Source organism: Treponema pallidum subsp. pallidum str. Nichols (genome assembly GCF_000410535.2).
Taxonomy (GTDB): Bacteria; Spirochaetota; Spirochaetia; order Treponematales; family Treponemataceae; genus Treponema; species Treponema pallidum.
In genome coordinates this window covers 493803-511962 of record NC_021490.2, presented here as the reverse complement: position 1 = coordinate 511962, position 18160 = coordinate 493803, and the positions used below count along the sequence as shown (strand labels likewise).

Annotated in this window: 16 protein-coding genes; 13 read left to right on the top strand and 3 right to left on the bottom strand. The window is 54.6% G+C overall.

Features of this window, described 5'->3' with window-relative positions; genetic code table 11:
- Positions 1 to 201 precede the first annotated feature (201 nt).
- Positions 202 to 690, bottom strand: coding sequence for a DUF2062 domain-containing protein (locus TPANIC_RS02335; protein ID WP_010881929.1), 489 nt, complete (start codon positions 688 to 690; stop codon positions 202 to 204).
- Positions 691 to 801: 111 nt separating this feature from the next.
- Between TPANIC_RS02335 and TPANIC_RS02330 the strand changes: the two genes are divergently transcribed.
- The 8 genes from TPANIC_RS02330 (at position 802) to uvrC (ending at position 10704) form a co-directional block, all read left to right on the top strand.
- Entirely contained in the window at positions 802 to 1476 is a 675-nt protein-coding gene (locus TPANIC_RS02330; protein ID WP_010881928.1) for a DUF2715 domain-containing protein, read from the top strand.
- Between the two features lie 72 nt (positions 1477 to 1548).
- Positions 1549 to 3096 (top strand): glucose-6-phosphate dehydrogenase, encoded by a 1548-nt coding sequence (zwf, locus tag TPANIC_RS02325; RefSeq protein WP_010881927.1) that lies wholly within the window; start codon positions 1549 to 1551, stop codon positions 3094 to 3096.
- Between the two features lie 60 nt (positions 3097 to 3156).
- The gene (pgl, locus tag TPANIC_RS02320; protein ID WP_014342443.1) at positions 3157 to 3861 is read left to right on the top strand and encodes a 6-phosphogluconolactonase; all 705 of its coding nucleotides are present in this window, start codon (positions 3157 to 3159) and stop codon (positions 3859 to 3861) included.
- Positions 3862 to 3949: 88 nt separating this feature from the next.
- Complete coding sequence (locus TPANIC_RS02315; RefSeq protein ID WP_010881925.1) at positions 3950 to 5296, top strand: acetate kinase; 1347 nt, start codon at positions 3950 to 3952, stop codon at positions 5294 to 5296.
- A 63-nt stretch (positions 5297 to 5359) separates the two neighbouring features.
- Positions 5360 to 6967 carry a glucose-6-phosphate isomerase gene (locus TPANIC_RS02310; protein ID WP_010881924.1) on the top strand — a complete coding sequence of 536 codons (1608 nt, stop codon included), beginning with the start codon at positions 5360 to 5362 and terminating at the stop codon, positions 6965 to 6967.
- A gap of 140 nt (positions 6968 to 7107) precedes the next feature.
- Entirely contained in the window at positions 7108 to 7845 is a 738-nt protein-coding gene (locus tag TPANIC_RS02305) for a YebC/PmpR family DNA-binding transcriptional regulator (RefSeq protein WP_010881923.1), read from the top strand.
- Between the two features lie 64 nt (positions 7846 to 7909).
- Positions 7910 to 8554 carry a hypothetical protein gene (locus tag TPANIC_RS02300; protein WP_010881922.1) on the top strand — a complete coding sequence of 215 codons (645 nt, stop codon included), beginning with the start codon at positions 7910 to 7912 and terminating at the stop codon, positions 8552 to 8554.
- Positions 8555 to 8628: 74 nt separating this feature from the next.
- Positions 8629 to 10704 carry an excinuclease ABC subunit UvrC gene (gene uvrC / locus TPANIC_RS02295; RefSeq protein ID WP_010881921.1) on the top strand — a complete coding sequence of 692 codons (2076 nt, stop codon included), beginning with the start codon at positions 8629 to 8631 and terminating at the stop codon, positions 10702 to 10704.
- A 12-nt stretch (positions 10705 to 10716) separates the two neighbouring features.
- Here the strand turns inward: uvrC and TPANIC_RS02290 are convergent, their stop codons facing one another.
- On the bottom strand, positions 10717 to 12126 hold the full coding sequence (locus tag TPANIC_RS02290; RefSeq protein ID WP_010881920.1) for a tetratricopeptide repeat protein: 1410 nt from the start codon (positions 12124 to 12126) through the stop codon (positions 10717 to 10719).
- Here TPANIC_RS02290 and TPANIC_RS02285 point away from each other — a divergent pair.
- Positions 12118 to 13227 (top strand): tetratricopeptide repeat protein, encoded by a 1110-nt coding sequence (locus TPANIC_RS02285; protein WP_010881919.1) that lies wholly within the window; start codon positions 12118 to 12120, stop codon positions 13225 to 13227. The genes TPANIC_RS02290 and TPANIC_RS02285 overlap by 9 nt on opposite strands.
- 1 nt (position 13228) lies before the next feature.
- Positions 13229 to 15172 (top strand): tetratricopeptide repeat protein, encoded by a 1944-nt coding sequence (locus tag TPANIC_RS02280; protein WP_235214122.1) that lies wholly within the window; start codon positions 13229 to 13231, stop codon positions 15170 to 15172.
- Here TPANIC_RS02280 and TPANIC_RS05295 read toward each other — a convergent pair.
- Complete coding sequence (locus TPANIC_RS05295) at positions 15142 to 15390, bottom strand: hypothetical protein (protein ID WP_010881916.1); 249 nt, start codon at positions 15388 to 15390, stop codon at positions 15142 to 15144. The two genes, TPANIC_RS02280 and TPANIC_RS05295, sit on opposite strands and share 31 nt — an antisense overlap.
- Here TPANIC_RS05295 and TPANIC_RS02275 point away from each other — a divergent pair.
- From TPANIC_RS02275 to trmB, 3 genes are read left to right on the top strand one after another with little or no spacing between them, the layout of a single operon-like run.
- Positions 15381 to 16550, top strand: coding sequence for a DUF8084 family protein (locus TPANIC_RS02275; RefSeq protein WP_010881915.1), 1170 nt, complete (start codon positions 15381 to 15383; stop codon positions 16548 to 16550). The genes TPANIC_RS05295 and TPANIC_RS02275 overlap by 10 nt on opposite strands.
- Positions 16483 to 17355, top strand: a complete 873-nt coding sequence (locus TPANIC_RS02270) for a hypothetical protein (protein WP_010881914.1) — start codon at positions 16483 to 16485, stop codon at positions 17353 to 17355. Before TPANIC_RS02275 ends, TPANIC_RS02270 begins: the two co-directional genes overlap by 68 nt.
- A complete protein-coding gene (trmB, locus tag TPANIC_RS02265) occupies positions 17352 to 18104 on the top strand; it encodes a tRNA (guanosine(46)-N7)-methyltransferase TrmB (protein WP_010881913.1) in 753 nt (250 codons plus the stop codon). Before TPANIC_RS02270 ends, trmB begins: the two co-directional genes overlap by 4 nt.
- The last annotated feature ends 56 nt before the right edge of the window (positions 18105 to 18160 follow it).

The following is an 18160-nucleotide window of genomic DNA, read 5'->3' as shown; positions in this document are numbered from 1 at the left end:
GCAAGGTAACGCATGCAGTACGCGCGGTCAGCAGGGATATGGATTCGGCGCAGGAACCGCTTGAGAGAACGGGGAGTGTACCGTTTGCAGAAGAACCGATGCAGCGTGCGCCTCCTTCCTGTATGCCGAATCCGGCGCGAAGGCGTCTTGGGTGTAGAATCATCGCTCATGAAAACCTCTCCCTGACGCTGAGTATCTTCTTTACCTTTTGCACAACGGGGCGTTCCGGACAAGAAAGAAAATCGTCGCATGGTGAATTTTAGGGTACAGGTATGTACGGTACGCCGTCACCGCGCAGCGTGCAAGAGCATAGCACGGCAAATAGCACAGCGCACCTGCCACCAGACCGCCGGCAATCATAGTGTTGTAAAAGCGCGCAAGCCCTACGAAGGGAATCTCAATCAGGGCGCGGTAGACGGGTTGCAGCCGTGGTAAACACAGCGCCCAATTGCCGAGGCTGTCGAGCCAGGGATCGAACGAAGGAACGACAAAACCAAACAGCACGAGCGATAGCAAGAGCAGACCACGGTTCAGCCGTATAAAAAAGCAGACGGCAAACAGTAGGTACCACAGGAGAGAACTCCGAGGAAGCAACGCGAGGGCCAGTGCCAACGCTGCCGCATGCGCGAGATCTGCCGGGTGCGTGTTTGCATGGAGGGACCGAAAGAGGGAAAAGAGGGCGCGAATCACGAGCTCCTCCTTTTTCTAAAGGCTGCGAGGCAATTATTAGGCGTTTAGCGCGCGCCGTCAAGTTTTTCTCACCGTTTGGCATACTCCTCTTCGCAAGGAAGGGGGGAGGGCTTGACACTCTCACACCCCACGCGGGAAGATCGGCCCAGTAGGCGTGTCCTACAGCTGGGGTTAGATCGTATGGGTATACAGTGGCACACGGCGAGGGGGGGGGTACGGGCGCGGTGCGTGGTGCGCGTAGGTTCTTTGCTCGCTGCGCTCGGGATGGGGGCAGGCGTTTTTGCGGCGGAGGTATTTGTTTCTCCGAAGGTAGGACAGGTAGGGGCGCATCCCTGGGGAAAGGAACCGGCCCCCAGGACCGACGTTCTTTTGTACACCCCGACGCTCGGTTTGGCAGTGGGGGTAATAGCGCACAACGGCTTCGCGTTCACGACAGAATTAGACGCGGGGCTTGCCTTTCTTATGTTCCGTGCGCAGTTCCTGGTGGGCTGGGCTATACGCAGCGGCAAGAATTTTGCATTTATTCCGTCTCTGGGCGTGGATATCCTTTCTACGCAGGACGACAAACTGGTGGGGATACCGATAAATTTGGATTTCCTCATTTTCTTTACCAAGCACGTTGGGTTGGATTTCACCTTCGGCAGCGGAGTGAACGTGCCGCTCACCAAGAATTTGAAAAAGGGCGCAAATGGGAATGGACAGGACCTGACGTGGTCGAACATATGGGCCAAGTATTGCTGCACCTCGCTGGTCATGGTAAAAATAGGGCCGGTGTTCCGCATTTAGTGCCTTAGGGAGCGGAGAGTCTGCCTGCGGCACATCCGGTGTAGGTCGCACCGTTGAAAGAAGGGGCGGTTTATGGGGAAAATCAGTGGCAGCGGCACGGTCGCGCCGCACATCCTGGTTATCTTTGGCGCTTCAGGCGACCTTGCCGCGCGGAAGCTTATCCCCTCGCTTTGGGATCTCTTTGAGCAAGAGCTCCTGCCCCGTACATTCGGTATACTCGGCGCAGGGCGTACGGCTCTGTCTACAGAGTCTTTTCGCGCACGGCTTGCAGAGGCGGTCACAAAGCATGCAGTGCGCACACCGCACGACCCGGCGCGCCTCACCGAATTCCTGCAGAAGATCCACTACTTCTCGTTCGATCCCACCGACTCTGTCGCCTTTGCCGACTTTGCCACGTACGTGCGCACCCTCGACCAGTCGCTGCACACCGAGGGCAACTTTATCTTCTATCTTGCCACTCCCCCTAGCCTGTACGAAACTATCCCCACGCAGCTTGCTATGCACCACTTGAACCGGGAACAGGGTAATTTTCGCAGGGTAGTTATTGAAAAACCCTTTGGCTACAACCTAGAAACCGCGCAGCACCTTAATGCGAGCTTGCGTGCCCACTTTCAGGAAAACCAAACCTATCGCATCGATCACTATCTGGGTAAGGAAACGGTCCAAAACATCCTGGTCACTCGCTTTGCCAATCCCCTTTTCGAGCCCACATGGAACCGGACCCATATCGATTACGTTGAAATTACTGCAAGCGAATCACTAGGTGTCGAAAACCGCGGCGGTTACTACGACCAGTCCGGTGCATTGCGCGATATGATCCAAAACCACTTGTTACTCCTCTTGGGTATTATCGCGATGGAGGCGCCCGCCGTCGTGAGTTCAAGTCGTCTACGGGATGAAATCGTAAAGGTCTTTGACTGCCTGCGCCCTATGGGAGAACGCGACGTCATGCAGCATACGGTGCGTGCCCAATACGTCGCCGGCAAGATACGCGGTGTAGCCGTCCCCGGCTACCTTGAGGAGTCAGGCGTTGACCCTCGCTCGTGCACTGAAACCTTTGCCGCACTCAAGTGCTACATCGACAATTGGCGGTGGATGGACGTTCCCTTCTACCTGCGGACGGGTAAGCGTTTGCCCACGGGCGTCACTGAGGTGATCGTCCATTACCGAACGCTCCCCATCGCGCTTTTCGAGCACATCGAACGCCCGTGCGCACGCGAGGGCAACGCGCTTGTCATTCGCATTCAACCCGACGAAGGAATTCAGCTTAAAATCGACCTCAAAGAGCCCGGCGCGGGGTTCAAGACTATTCCCGTCAGTGTTGATTTTCAGTATTCGGCTCTTACCTATTCGCACTTACCCAGCGCGTATGAGCGGCTATTGCTTGACTGCATGAATGGAGACAACACGCTCTACCATCGAGATGACGCGGTGGAGTCTGCATGGCGCTTCATAGATCCTATTCTTGCCGCATGGAAATCAAACAAGAGTCCTCTACTTACGTACCCTGCAGGAAGCTGGGGTCCGAAGGCTGCAGACGACCTGATCAAAGGGAGTGCTCCACGGTGGCATCACCCCTCTTCTACGCTGCTCAGCGATGATTTTGCCTGCCGACTCTAGCGGTAATGCCGAGCCTTGAACGACACTAGAACGTAGCGGGAGAGAGGAGGATGTTCGCCCATGAAGAAGCATATTTTTGAGGATGCGCGTGCCATCGCGGCGTTCCTCGTTTCGGTGTTTGATTCTCGGCTCAAAACACAAGAGATTCTCTGGTTGGCCCTGTCGGGGGGTTCCACTCCAAGGGAGATTTTCAGAACTTGGGCGCACGAGTTTCGACACCACCTTGATTGGAAGCGCCTCCGCTTCTTCTGGAGCGATGAGCGTTGCGTACCCCCCACGGATGCGCAGAGTAACTTCAACATGACCCATAGTGCGCTCCTTGAGCCTCTGGAAATAAATCCTGACGCGGTGTTTCGCGTCAGGGGAGAAGACGCCCCGGAGAGCGCCTGCGCCGCATACTCACAGGAAATTGAAGCACGGCTCCCAAGACAGCGTGGCGTGCCGTGCTTTGATATTATACTCCTGGGTATGGGGGCGGATGGACACACCGCGTCTATTTTCCCTCATGAAATAGAGCTGTGGGACCACAGCGGCTGTTGCGTCGTGGCAACTCACCCAGACACCGGTCAGAAACGTGTGAGTTTCACTGGGCACCTTATCAATAATGCACACGAAATCTACGTCGTAGTTACCGGGCGTGAAAAGCAGGACATGCTCGCGTCAGTCGCGTCAGATCCCCACGCGTCCGTGCCCGTTGCACGCGTGGACACTGCCAAAGCGCAGTGGCTGCTGGATACCGCTGCTGCGGGGGCTATATCCGCGTAAGCAGTGTAAGCCAACGGTGTAGGAAAGTGGCGCATTTTGCGTGTATGCTACGGTGTCCGAGAAATTACCAAAACGGTGGAGGTGTATTATGATTATCCTCACGCTAAACTGCGGCAGTTCATCTGTAAAATACCAGGTGTATAACTGGACAGAGCGTGCGGTGATTGCCGTCGGCGTGGTAGAGCGTGTTACTCAGGCAGGATCTGTTATCACGCATGAGGTGCACGGCCGAGAGAACCACGTTCGGGAAAGTCCCTGCCCTACCCATACCGAAGCGGTGCAGCTTATCATCAGCACCCTCACCGATGCGCACGTCGGTGTTATCAGCGACATGAGTCTTATCAAGGCAGTTGGACACCGCGTCCTACACGCAGCAGATCGCTTTGTAAAGTCTGTCGTTGTGACTCCTGACGTGCTAGAAACATTTCGCTCTGTTCAAGACCTTGGCCCTCTCCACAACCCCGCAAACATCCGTGGTATTGAGGCTGCCCAGGCGGTCATCCCCTCAGTTCCCCACTGTGCCATTATGGATACTGCGTGGCATCAAACCATGCCAGAAGCTAGCTTCATGTACGCAGTGCCCCGGCAGTGGTACGAAGAATACGCGGTACGTCGCTACGGCTTTCACGGCACGAGTTTTCTTTATACTGCAAAGCGCGCCTCTGTCATTCTCAAAAAAAGGGCTGAGGACACAAACATAATCATTGCGCATATTGGAAACGGCGCTTCCATGTGTTGTGTCAAAAATGGTGTCAGCTTTGACACTTCCATGGGCATCACCCCGCTAGAAGGCCTGATTATGGGAACACGCTGCGGGGACTGCGACCCTGCGCTTGCCTTTTACATTATGAGAAAAACAGGCATGTCTGTCTCAGACATCGACACCACTCTCAATAAACAGTCCGGTTTGCTAGGCATCACCGGAAAATACGTGGACCGACGCGATGTGTGTGCTGCCATGAAAAATGGAGACGCGCTTGCACGCCTTGCCTTTGACATGGAGGTACACCGCATCCGGAAATACTTCGGCGCATACGTTGCAGCTTTGGGTAAACAGCCGGACGCGCTTGTCTTTACCGCAGGTGTTGGAGAGATGTGTTGCGACGTACGCGCAGCAGCGTGCGCAGGACTCGAACACCTAGGCATCCGACTTGATGCGCGAAAAAATGAACTGGCCCGCACGCGCAATGCAGAAACTGAAATTAGTACAGACGATTCACCCGTCCGCATTCTGGTAATCCCAACAGATGAAGAATTGGTCATGACTGAGGACACGTATGCACTCATGCAGGGAACATACGACGTGCACACGCGTTTTACCTACTCGTTCCAGGATCCAACCTATGTCAATAAGGCGCGGGCAGCAGGATTAAAAAGAGATTTAGAAAAGAACCCGGCACTCGCGACGATTGTCGTGCCGCGTCTTGATACATAGAACAGCCGGCGATATGTCTGTAGGTAAACCCTACGGGGTAGAACGATAAAAGGAGAACGCGCAGTGAATTGGAGAAATCTTGACGAGTGTGCCGCATACGCCCGCCTGCAGGCGATTCGTGCGCCGTCGCTGAAGACAGTACTCTGTGGACCAGAGGGGATAGAACGTGTGCGGCGCTATTGTACCGACGCGGGGGCTGGGCTGCGCTATCACTACGCAGCGAAAACAGTGAATGAAGAAATTCTCACGGCGCTTGCTGCTCTTGCAGACGAGCAGGAATTAGTCGCAAAGTACGACGCCCTGCGCGCAGGAGCACAGATAAACACGGGGGAAAAACGTAAGGTGCTGCATCACCTAACGCGCCTCGGCGTGCAGGGGTCATCGCTTGCCTCGTTGCCGTGCGAAGTGCGCGATATGCACGCCTTTTATACAAAAGAATACGAAAGAGTATGTGCGTTCGCACGGCAAGTACACGAAGGGGGGCTGCGCACGTCTCGCGGCGCACCGTTTACCGACGTTGTACAAATTGGAATTGGTGGATCAGATCTCGGTCCACGGGCGTTGTATCTCGCGCTGGAAGGTTGGGCACAGAGGCACCAGGCGGTTAAGATGCGCACACATTTTATCTCCAACGTGGACCCAGACGACGCAGCGCTTGTACTCTCAAAACTACCGCTTGAGACCACGCTTTTTATTTTGGTATCAAAGAGTGGTACGACGCTTGAAACACTCAGTAATGAGCTTTTCGTCGCACACGTCCTTCGTCAAGCAGGTCTAGAACCGCACACACAGTTCGTGGCAGTTACCAGCGAGACCAGTCCACTTGCAAATAATCCCCAGTACCTTGCTTCCTTCTACATGGATGATTTTATCGGTGGACGCTACTCTAGTTCCTCTGTCTGTGGCGCTGTGGTACTCACGCTTGCGTTTGGACCGCAGGTGTTTGGGCACTTCCTCTCCGGTGCGGCAGAGGCGGACCGAGCAGCACAGGAACAAGACATACGGCGTAATGCAGCACTTCTTGACGCGCTCATCGGTGTGTACGAGCGCACTATTCTGGGATACGAGCACACCGCGGTGTTGCCCTATAGCCAGGCGTTGGCTCGCTTTCCTGCACATTTGCAACAACTAGATATGGAATCTAACGGCAAGAGTGTTAACCGCTTCGGCATTCCGATAACGTATAAGACCGGCCCGGTGATCTTTGGAGAGCCTGGGACAAACGGTCAGCACTCGTTCTACCAACATTTGCATCAAGGAACATCGGTGGTGCCGCTTCAGTTCATTGCCTTTCAACATAGTCAGCTCGGGCAGGATCCGATAATCCGTGGATCTACCGGTCAGCAGAAGCTCCTTGCAAATGTCGTCGCACAAATTGTCGCGTTCGCCAGGGGAAAAGAGCACGCGGATGCAAATAAAACGTTTTCCGGGGAGCGTCCATCCAGTCTGCTATACGCTAAAGCGCTTACCCCACAAACGCTCGGCGCACTTCTTGCACACTTTGAAAACAAGATTATGTTCCAAGGATTTGCGTGGAACTTGAACAGCTTTGATCAAGAAGGAGTGCAGCTGGGCAAGACGCTTGCACAACACATATTAGCAGGAGAGGTGGAAGGCGTGTTGCGCGCCTACGCAGATCTGTTTGATTTAGCACACGCGCCGACGTGCTAGGTCTGTGCTTCTTAAGCCCGCGGTAATTACGCGGGCCGTGCAATATGCGCCAGCGGGACTTGGAGAAAAGCGCACACCGTGCTAGCATCAGGCGCCCGCGTTCCGGTACGTACATTTTCGGGCATTAGGGGAAAGATCTCATGTCTGGACATAGTAAATGGGCCACTATCAAGCATGCTAAGGGAGCTGCGGACGCAAAGCGTGGGCAGTTGTTCACTAAGTTTATCAAGGAAATATCTGTTGCTGCCCGCATGGCAGGCGGTGACCCACAGGCTAATCCACGTCTGAGGACTGCAATCCTTAAGGCACGTGCCGCTAATATGCCTAAAGATAACATTGAGCGGGCTATTAAGAAGGGTACGGGGGAGTTATCTGGCAGTAGCTATGAGGAGCTCGTTTATGAAGGTTATGCGCCGGGCGGTGTTGCCGTTCTGGTCGAGGTGCTCACCGATAACAAAAACCGCGCGGCCGCGAACGTGCGCAATTTGTTTTCCCGTAATGGGGGTAATTTAGGTTCGGCAGGATCCGTTTCCTATATGTTCAATCGCAAAGGAGTTATAGAGTACGATTCCGAACAGGTTGACGAAGAGGCTCTCATGGAGCTTGCCCTCGAAGCGGGTGCTGAGGACATACAGAACGCCGGTGGTGTCCTCACCGTCACCACGGTTCCCGGTACGTTTGAGACGGTCCTAGAATCCCTTCAGGCCAAGGGGTGGGAATCACTATCTGCCGGTATATCTATGGTTCCCGACACGTACCTGGCGCTTGATGAGGAGACTGCGCGTAAGGTATTGAAGATGATTGACCGGCTCGAAGAAGAAGAGGATGTTCAGGCCGTCTACAGTAACGCTGATATTCCAAGCGAGCTTGTGCTGTAAAGCGGCGCACTTTTGATGGGCGAACGCATACCCGCGGTGATCTTTCGCCGTATGCGGTGCCCCGTTGGTTACGGTATCGATAGTGGAAATATTTCTCATTATTTCGTTGCCTCTTTTGTTCTTTTCCTCTTTCGCGGACGCTGGGGACCCACTTCAGGAACTTATTTCGTTTGTGCACGGCGCCGTGCTTGCTGTGCCTCTCCTCCTACTTCGTTCATTTTTTCTCGGGTACTATCCGCCGGATTCCGCCCTTGTGGAAGAGCAGTGGATGCGCTTTTTTCTTTTTGATTATGTTTTTCCCCTCTTTTGCCTGCCGTTTTTCCTCTTTACTTCTCGCTCACTTGAGCGTGTATCCCTCGTATCGGGCGTGTCTGCGCTCTTCGGCGCGTATACGTCGTTTTTCTTTGTGCACGTGTATACACAACTTAATGATCCTGACCTTCTGGCGCGTGTCATGACACTCGTGCTGTACATGACTAACCTGCTGCAGTTACACGCGCATGTTTCTTTTTCTATGCGCACGCGCTTGCCACTCCTCGGGTTAATCGCTGCGTTGTGTATATTCCTCCTCATGGGTGCTTTTTCTGCAACAGTCATGACACTTTGTTTTTTCAATGCGCGTACAGTGGTATACACTTCCATGCTGGCAGGAGCGGGAGGTGTGGCACTGCTCACCCACTTCTTTGCCGTGCGTATAAATGTTCGTTAGAACCAAAATAAGCCGGCATGCTTCTGCGCGTGACAGGAAAAACAGTTTCACGATTCTTGGTGGGGGCATGACCCGTGCGTCCTTCTGAATCTCTCGTGGAGACGTTGCGCATTCAGGCACTCAGTGCCCCGTCTACAAGCGGTGTATATCTGTGGAAAGACGTACACGGCGTTGTCATCTATGTCGGTAAAGCAAAATCACTCAGGACAAGACTCACTTCTTACTTTCGCTGCAGGCACGACCCAAAGACACGCGTGCTGATGTCGCGCGCCGCTGCACTTGAATATCTACAAACACAACACGAATACGAGGCGCTGCTCCTTGAGAACACACTCATAAAAAAACATACTCCGCGCTACAATATCTGCCTCAAAGACGGGAAAACCTATCCTTTGCTCAAGCTAACCTGCGAGCCATTTCCGCGTATTTTTCGCACACGCCAATTCTGTCAAGACGGTGCACGGTACTTTGGTCCCTTCCCTGACGTGCAAATCCTCGATTCTTTTCTTAAACTCATTTTACGCACCTATAAAATCCGTACGTGCACCACCTTGCGGAAGAGAAAAAATCCTTGCCTCTACTATCACCTGAAGCGCTGCGATGCCCCGTGTTGTGGATGGGTCTCTCCACGCACATATCAAAAGGACATACATGAGATTACCCTGCTGCTCGAGGGGAATATTGACGCGACTGTAGCGCGTCTAGAAAAGCGCATGAAACGAGCAGTCCGCCAAGAAGCATTCGAAGCTGCCGCGCGCATACGCGATGATATCCAGGCAATCCGCTGTATTACACACAAAAGTCTTGTTCAAGACATGGACGAACGTGCACGCGATTACATCGCCTGGTCGAGCACGGGAGCAATCGTCACCTTCGCCGTTCTACGCATGCGGGGAGGAAAATTAAACGGTAGAGAACTTTTTCGCACACGTTCATTAAAAAATGAAGAGGAAATCCTTTCAGAATTTCTCATCACTTACTACTCTGACCATACCATACCCCCACATCTATTTGTACACTCGTCTGCAGGGTTAGCAGAACACTGGCTCAGCCATAAAGCAGGTACACAATGTACCGTCACGCTCATCCCTTTGCATACCTTTCCTACGCCGCAGACCCCTTCTTCCACTGTCACCACAAACGCTCCTACCCTTGCAGCTTCGCAAAATAGCAATGCAGTACAAGATTCAGGGTTACGTTCTTGCAGCGAAACGTCCACCATGCATACGCTTCAAAAAGCACACGACGCCTGCACTGCAAGCGAAGGCACACGAGAAAACACACCGCACGAGAGCGCGCACACTCCTCATCACCGCGCCATTTTAGCCATGGCGCAGTTAAACGCTCATGAAGATATTACTCGGTATCTGAAAAATCGCGGCGCTGACGATGCACTCAAGGAATTGCAAAAGCAACTGCATCTTGCACGCATTCCAACGCTCATTGAAGGATTTGACATTTCCCATTTGGGTGGAAAGTACACTGTCGCAAGTCTCATTTGCTTCAAAAATGGGGCCCCCGACACAAAGAACTACCGATTGTTTAATTTACGTGCGCACGACACCCGTATTGACGATTTTGCATCGATGCGCGAAGCAATTGCCCGCCGTTATACCCACACACCAGAGGGCTACACTCTGCCCGATCTTATCCTTGTCGATGGGGGAATCGGTCACGTTTCTGCTGCACAGCACGTCCTCGACGCTCTTGGTCTTAGTATCCCGCTTGTAGGTCTTGCAAAACGCGCAGAAGAGCTATTTATCCCCAATTCTCCTACACCACTAGTTCTGGATCGTCGCAACCCTGCACTGCATATGCTGCAACGCATCCGAGATGAAGCACACCGCTTTGCAATCACACGGAATCGGCATCTACGCACAAAGAAAGAGCTAGTCTTAAGCTTTGAGCGTCTCCCCCATGTGGGCAAAGTGCGCGCACACAGACTGCTTGCTCACTTCGGTTCGTTCCGCAGCCTGCAGAGCGCAACTCCCCAGGACATAGCGACAGCCATTCATATACCGCTCACCCAAGCACACACCATCCTGCACGCGGCAACCCGCTCAACAACCGCCCCTGTACGAGAAGAATATAAAGAACACGAGCACGACCCCCAGGGAGAATCACCTGGACCAGGTCGGAAAACAGACTAACGCGCACCCGGCCTACGACGACGCATCCAGGAGTCGCTCAAGCTCATTCTTTCCCAGAAGCTCGAGCGGACGATTTTCTGCAAACGAAAGCGCAGCGCGTGAAAACGAAGAAGACGTCACCACCACCCCACGCGCTATACCACGCTCCTTCATGCGCTCCAAAATAGCGCGCAGGAAGCTGTCATCGAGCACCCGCGCTTCCCGGTAAAAAACAACGACTTTTGGCTGCGTACGCACGTTGCTCCAACCCTTCTCGTCCCTTTCTGTGGCCACTATTTCACAACACCCGCGCACGTCCTGCACCGAGTCTATGGATAAGCGAAGCGCCTTACTCACAATTCGCTGACACAGATCGAAAAAGGAATCGCCATCGAGGGTCAAATACTCCTTCATCCGGTCGTTCAAACGTATATCCTGATATTGCGCGAGCTTTATGGTCACATCCTTAAAACCCGCAGACCGTGCGTTGATAGCCTCCCACTGCTCAATTGCCTTTTCCACATCCCGCTTTTTTTCGTAACAGGAGGCTAAGAGATAACGTATCTGCAAATCCTCATTTTCACCCGACTGCGACTTGCAGCGCAGCGCACGGTCAAACTCAACAATGGCCCGATCCACATCCTTCGCATCCATGTAGCAACAGCCACGCTCGGTAAAACACTTCTGCCGCAGCACAGGACTCCTCGACGCCTGCTCAAAGGAGCGAAGTGCCGCCGCATACTCCCTTTCTTTCCGCAAGAGCTGCCCCTGGCAAAAGAGAGCCTCCGCATTTGCAGGTTCCAAGGCTAGCACAGTATCGAGCTCTGCCCTTGCTTCTGCAAGATGACCAGACCGAAGAAGCAACGAACCGAGCGCAGCATGCGCTGCAGGATGCGCAGCGTCCATACCGATGCACTGGCGATAGTATGCCGCAGCCCGATCGGTCACATTCTTGCGTTCAAACAGCTGCCCAATACGGTAGTGATAATCTGCACACGTAGGGTCCAAGCGAATAAGAAGGGTATACTCCTTCAGAGCCTCCTCGATTTGGTCAAACTGGAGATAAAGCTGTGCAATAGTCTTGCGAAACTCAACCTCATCTACCACCTTTCCGAACGCAGCTCTGCTGCTGGCAGCGCGCAGCTCCATAAGCGCGACGTCGCGCTTCCCTTCCGCAAGATGCGCACGACCGAGCAATACACGCACTGCCCAGTTATGGGGATCCTTAGCCAAAACCGCATGGGCATGCTTGATAGCAAGCGCGTACTTGCCGTCTCGAAAACTTTTTTCCACCAAAAGTTGTCTGCGCGGGATGGAAAAACCTCTCATCAAAAAAACGAGCAAAAAGACGATACTTGACGAGAACGCCGCTGCCAGCAGTGCCATGTACGCGGACATGCCGCCCATGGTAGCGCACCCTAGAAGGAATGTCAAATGTGCCAAAAATCCTCACCGTGCACCTACGCACGCGTACGCTCCCTTCCATCCGTTCGCTTATTCTCCTTTCTTGCGCTCGCATTTGCGTCCTTCCTGCGGGCAGAGGATGCCTTTGACCACTTTCGTGAAGGAGAGCGCCTCCTTTCCTTACAGCAGGCACAGCAGGCCATCGGTCCACTTCACAAAGCAGCACAGCAAAAACCCGCCCACCCGAAAGCAGCACTCTACTTGGGAATGGCGTACCTACAGACAGGACGCTACACGCAGGCAATCCAGTGGCTGCAAAACCCACCAGTACACAGTCAGGAATATGCGCACCTATACGCCTACAATCTCGGGAACGTATACTTCGTGCAACATCGCTACGAGGAAGCCCAACATGCGTATGAGCAGGCCCTCGCCCTCAAGCACGATTACCCTCCTGCCTTGCTCAATCGCGCAAACACTGCCATGAAGCGACAAGCCTATGCACACGCACTGGCTGACTATAAAAAGTACGTGTCCCAAAACCCGACTGCTTCACAACACTACGAAGTGCAGCGTATGATAGCGGCGCTTGAGCAGTGGCTGCAGCGCAAGGAGGCGGAGGAAGCCCGGCGCAAGGAGGCGGAGGAAGCCCGGCGCAAGGAGGCGGAGGAAGCCCGGCGCAAGGAGGCGGAGGAAGCCCGGCGCAAGGAGGCGGAGGAAGCCCGGCGCAAGGAGGCGGAGGAAGCCCGGCGCAAGGAGGCGGAGGAAGCCCGGCGCAAGGAGGCGGAGGAAGCCCGGCGCAAGGAGGCGGAGGAAGCCCGGCGCAAGGAGGCGGAGGAAGCCCGGCGCAAGGAGGCGGAGGAAGCCCGGCGCAAGGAGGCGGAGGAAGCCCGGCGCAAGGAGGCGGAGGAAGCCCGGCGCAAGGAGGCGGAGGAAGCCCGGCGCAAGGAGGCGGAGGAAGCCCGGCGCAAGGAGGCGGAGGAAGCCCGGCGCAAGGAGGCGGAGGAAGCCCGGCGCAAGGAGGCGGAGTTTGAAGCTCTCAAGCGCGCGCTTAGACTGAAACAAGCGGAGGACGCGCGTACCCTCTCCACTGGATCGGAGGACACCGTCCCCTATCAGGAGGAACACAACCTTGAATAATGTGCACAAGACGTTCATTGCACTCGCCGCGGGGCTGGTGCTGCTTCTTGCGGTAGTTGCCGGGTTCAGTCTCTTTTCCCGGGGGGTGGTGCGCGCACGCCTACCTCGTGCAGCGGGCGAGACTCTCCTTGAGGAGGAGGGCGTTTCTGAGCAAGAACTCGCCTGGCTGGAGACGAACCAGCTGCTGCAAGAGCAAGGGGAGGAACCCGGCGTGCTTGTGGACCATCACGTCCAGCTCTCAGGGAATAGTGATGAAGAACAGTTCCTACAGACCCTTTCAGAGGAGTTAGCTCCCCAGCGCCCAGTTCCTTACGCGCCTACGCCGAGAGAGCGTATGCAAGAACAAGACACGCGGCAAAAGGGCGCGCGTGTTCTCACCCCGCCCCGGGGAGTGTCTCGCACGGCGTCTTTTTCTCCTGAAAAATCGATAAAGCGGGCCGTGCAGATTGCAACGCGCCCGGAGGTGCGCGCACCTGCAGAAACTGCCACGCCACAGCACCACGTGCACGCGTTGCTTTCCGAAGGAAAAGAACTGACGGAACGACGTGATTATCCAGGAGCGGTGCGTGTGTTTAACAAAGCAATACGTGCACTCCCTGCCGGGGACGCGGTGTTCGCAGCAGACGCATACACCCGTATGGGAGAAGCTATGTACGCGCTTTCACAGCACGATAACCGTGACGGTTTTGAGCGGACACGGGCACTTGAAACGGCAACCGTGTATGTGAAGGAAGCCTTGAGGCTCAACCCACGCTCCGCAGCTGCACACTACCTTGCCGCGTGCATTGCAGATGCGCAGCCTGATGACGACCAAACAACGGCTCTCACGTTGCTTGAACGCGCCGCGGCGCTTGACCGGCGCGAATATCGCTACAGCTATGAGTTGGGTAAGCGTCTTTTCGCAGTGCGCAGGTTTGCTGAGGCGCAGGAAGCGTTCAATGCGGCGACGGTTGCGAATCCAAAGTTCGAGCCTGCATTTTTTAATCTGGGGCTCACCTGTAGGGTACGTGCAAAACACGATCTAGCCCTGCAGGCGTTTAGGGCGGTCATCCGATTGAACCCAACGCACACGCGTGCGTGGATAGAGCTTGGACGTGTGCACGATGCACAAGGAGAAGTGTCTGCTGCGCTTGCCGACTATCAAAAGGCGCAAGAATGCGCGGCTGCTGCGGAAGCGCATGATCTATACCTGACAGCCGCGCGTGAACGCGCACGTGTCCTGGCAAAAAGTGGTGCGAAGGAAGAGGCTGTGCGTCTGTTTCAAGAAATCCTAGAGCGGGATTCTGAGGACGCGCTTACTTTGTACAACCTCGCAACCGTGCTGCTTGATCTCGATAGGAACGAAGAAGCGTTAAAGCACGCGCAGCAGGCCGTCTACGCGAATGGATCGCAGGCACGCTTCCTCTACGCGTATGCGCTTGCAGCGCAAAAAACAGGGCGTGTGGATCTTGCCTTAACACAGTATCAGCTGGCTGCAGCACGGGACCCTGCACACGTGAAGGCTCACAACAATTTGGGCAAACTGTATTTGGACAAGGGAGCATTGCAAGAGGCGGAAACACACCTGCAGGCGGCTCTTGCCCACGATGCGCAAAACTTTGAGGTAAACAGCAATCTAGGGAAGTTGTATGTCCTGCGCGCGCAGTGGGAGACGGCAATAGCGCACTACCGCCGCGCCGCCACCGCACAGCCTCAAGACCGCGAGGCACAGTGCCAAGTGGCACGCGTGTATGTAGCGGCTGGACAGCCGCATGAAGCACTCCGCGCGTACCGTGCCGTGCTCGCTCAGGACGCACGCGCGTGGGACGTGTACCTAGAGGCTGGGAAACTAGCAATCAAAGTGAACGAAAAAGAGTATGCACAAGAGGTACTAACGCAGCTTTTGGATCGCAATCCCGATTATGCACAGGCGCCTCACGTGCGGCAGCTCCTATCCTCTTTGTAGCGGTCAGCACTCCGGATGCTTTTGCGCAGAACATCAGCCTTTCTCTGGGTTATTTCTGATTCCCCACCGCCCCTCCTGACTCCTTCCTGCATGCACAGGAAGGATCGGTGCGGTTCGTCTGCTACGTAGAATCTCTTTATCCCCCACCCCTCATTCCTTGATAGAATGAAAGGACGGCGGACACACTTCAACGGGAGCGCAGAAAAGTATGAGTTCAAAACATAAACGACGCATCCTGAACCTCCCACTCAAGCTCGTACTCACGCAAGAGGGCAGCGAGTTTTTTATAAAACAAAACAGGAAGCTCATGAAATTAAAACTCGCTGAGCATGTCGAGGATTATGGTATCGCACTCGATGCCTTTGCACCTAAAACGGTGCAAGGTCTTTTGCTCTCTGGATACGTTTCCCTCATTGAGGTTTCACCGCCTGAGTTTGCTTCCTCACGTCAAGAAATTATTGATCTTTCAAAGCTCATCGTGCATTCCATCCTCTACCGTCAATACGATTGCTACGTGTTCAGACAGATTCTGAACTCTGAAGTAATTAAAAAGTGGAATCGCAGTAACCCGGGGAGCAGCATTGACGAACACGCAAATCTCAATGCTCCTTTCATCTATAATCATTTAAAACAGCATGAAGCACACGTCACGCAGATTAAGCATCATATTCTTCGTTTGCTTCACGCTTCGCTCGCTGCGTGCGAAGAACGTACTCCAAAGGAGAAAAATACGCTTCTTTTCCTCGGCGAAAAGTTTTTGGATACCCTGCGCCCCTTTACGTGGTTTATCATCAGTAAGTTTCAGCACGCACCGGACATGGGGTCTGTGCTCAGTAGCATTCACACCAGCCTTGCGCAATATTTGAATAAGGCGCGCATTGCTGAGTATATTGCATTAGTCCTTGTAGAGCTCCTCATCAATGAGGAGAATACGAATTTAAAAAAAGAGGTGCAAAAGCTCTTTCCAGACCTTGAAGACGCGCAAGAGGCGCTCTGCGACGAAGGTATCCGCAGGCGTATTGTTGCAGAACTCAAACACAACGCTGAGTCTCTCTTTATTTCGTGGAAACTTCAGGGGAGGAGCGTGTCTACTGCCGGTACCCGCCGTAAGCTAAAAATTACCGTGTATGGGAGGAATGATTACCCACAAGAAATGCGCAATTGCTTACAGGATGCAAAAGTGGTAAATGCGGACACTGACACGCTTGTTGACTACTGCCAGCAAACTATAGATACCGCCAAGCACGCCAACTTGGGCGTGTACTACATTTCGTATTTGAGCGAAGCGTGCAAAGAGGCAAACGTGCGCTTTGAGTCAAGTCTTAACCGTTTTACACGCTCTGAGTTCACCACCGTGGATTTGTCTTTTGAGTTTTAATCGCATGGTTCTCGCTCGCCAGTGCGCGTTTGTACTGGTTTCTTGTGTGGTGCCGTGTGTAGCGGGCGCAGTACTTTCTTCCTGTATGCCCTTTTATGCACGCACAGAGGGGCTAACCCTAAAACGAGTGTATTTCGAAAAAGCAGGAAAGACAGACGCAACGCTGGCACTGCACGTGACGCTTGAGTACCCTGCTCCTCCTGAGGAGTACTTTTACCTTGAAGTAGAGGAGCTGCGCACCGGAATGCGATGGGTCTTTGGGGAAAAAGACACGCGCGTGTACATTGCCACTGACGAACTCCATCCTGGACGCCGTATGCTGCGCGTAGGGGGGATGCAGTATCCGTGGGGAGATTTTCCTGCCGGAACGTACGTGGTGTACGTGCGCGACAGCACAGGCACATATGCACAGCAGCGCGTTACCCTAGGCGCAGGCTACCCAGCACACGAACCCTTTCCGTTTTCCTTTTCTGTAGACGCGCAACGCTGGACGCTATCGGCGCCTGCGCAGCCGGCACTGGTCGGTCCCTTTACTGCGCACACGCACACTTCCCTGGTGCTGCTGACGCGCGACTACCGCACTGTGGCACAGCATCCCCTTTCGTTAACTTCTTTGCCCAATGCGCGCCTTTCCTCTCCCCGAGTACACACCTTCGAGGCGTCCATGGACGCACTGAAAACGACACACCAGGACGCATATTACCTGCAGTGCGTGGTTGAGGACTTTCAGCGCTCCTGGCGCTTTATTTCACAACCTCACCGTTTATATCCTGAAGACGCCCTGTCTGAGCAAGCGCCACCATGACAAACGACAGTGCACGCATGCGGAAAGTTCTCACCTTTACGCGCAGATCAAACCGCATGACCGCATGCCAAAAACGCGACTACCAGCACCTTGCGTCCCGCTGGATCATCCCGTATCAGAACACGGTGTTCGACTACGCTGCCGTATTCTGTTCACCGGCGGCACCTTCTGCGCCTGCCGGTGCTTTTCCCGCTCCGCAGGGGAAAACGGACGCAGTCGCTCCGGCGTGCGCGCCTGCACCGCTGGTAGTAGAAATTGGCTTTGGTATGGGGAGCGCAACTGCGGCAATCGCGGCACGCAACCCGCACCTTTCCTACCTCGGCATCGAGGTGTACCGCGCAGGAATCGGACGACTGCTGAGAAAAATTGAAGCCGAACGTTTACACAACCTGCGCATCATCGAGCACGATGCACTCGACGTGCTGCGCACCATGATCGCACCGCAGACACTTGCAGGCCTGCACATTTTCTTTCCAGACCCGTGGCCAAAAACGCGGCACCACAAGCGGCGCCTGCTGTATCGCCCGCGCACAGACCTACTCGCGCGCGCCCTTGCACCGGGTGGCTACCTATACGCGGTCACCGACTGGGCCGAGTACGCACGGCGCGCGCAGGAAGAGCTTGCGCGCACGCCCTCGCTCACGTGGGCACCGCAGGGTGCGCGCCCCTGGCGCCCCGCCACGGAATTTGAACGCAAGGCGCAGACGCAGGGGCGCGCCATTCACGAACTGTTTTTTATCAAAGCGTAAAGATGACCGGCGCGCGGCCTCCCGCCCCGCGCCTCCCTGCAGCACGCATCCGCCCG